Annotated in this window: 1 protein-coding gene; it reads left to right on the top strand. The window is 68.9% G+C overall.

Annotated elements, in window-relative coordinates:
* Positions 1-1,097, top strand: a 1,097-nt coding sequence (locus tag H7841_18640; protein ID MEO5338876.1) for a hypothetical protein, incomplete at both ends; no start/stop codon positions are given.

Genomic DNA, 1,097 nt, shown 5'->3' with positions numbered 1-1,097 from the left:
TCCGGGACCGAAGGCGTGGCTTCCGTGGTGATTTCCGGCCTGCCCGAGGGTGCGGCGCTTTCGGCCGGCACGGACAACGGCGACGGCACCTGGACTCTGTCCGCCGACCAGCTTGAAGGTCTGACGGTAACTCCGCCGGCCGACTACAACGGCAGCTTCGATCTGACGGTGACCGCCACCTCGACCGATGGCGGCATCTCGACGGCGACCTTGGGGATCGACGTCGCGGCGGTGGCCGACGTGGCCGAAATCACGACGCCCGAGGCGGTGTCCGGCACTGGCGACGGGCCGATTTCGTTGGCGATCGGCACCAGCGTCACGGGAACCGAGGAAGTCGCCTCGGTGGTGATTTCCGGCGTTCCGGACGGCGCGACCCTGTCGGCGGGGACGGACAATGGCGACGGCACCTGGACTCTGTCCGCCGATCAACTCGAAGGCCTGACCGTCAATCCGCCGGCCGGTTCCTCGGCCGACTTCCAACTCGAGGTCGCGGTGACCACCACCGACGGGGGCGTATCGACGGCGACCGTCGACGTCAGCCTGGCGGCCGATGCCGAAACGCCCGATCTGGTGGCGGGTGGGGCCGCGGGCAACGAGGACGGCGCCATCGCTCTCGACATCTCGGCAACGCCCGATAACGGGTACGAATCCATTGCCTCGGTGACGATCGCGGGCGTGCCGGAGGGCGCAGCGCTCTCGGCGGGTACCGATAACGGCGACGGGACCTGGACTCTGTCCGCGGACCAGCTTGATGGCCTGACCATTACTCCCCCGGCCGATTACAGCGGCAGCTTCGACTTGCAGGTGACGGCGGTCTCCCAGGACGTTGACCCGGACACGGGCGACGTGGATACGGCGACCTCTACCACCAGCCTGACGGTGGACGTGGCGGCGGTTGCCGATGCGGCGGATCTTGACGTTGCGGACGCGACGGGGGCCGAGGACACGGCGATCGCGCTGAACATCTCGGCGGACGTTGCGGGCGGCGAGGACGTGGCTTCCGTGGTGATCGCGGGCGTTCCGGAAGGGGCGAGCCTGTCGGCGGGCACGGACAACGGGGACGGCACCTGGACGCTTTCGGCGGACCAGTTGGAAGG

Origin of the sequence: Magnetospirillum sp. WYHS-4 (assembly GCA_039908345.1) — a bacterium.
Taxonomy (GTDB): domain Bacteria; phylum Pseudomonadota; class Alphaproteobacteria; order Rhodospirillales; family GLO-3; genus JAMOBD01.
The sequence above is the reverse complement of the archived record's forward strand: the minus strand, read 5'-3'. Positions and strand labels throughout refer to the sequence as shown.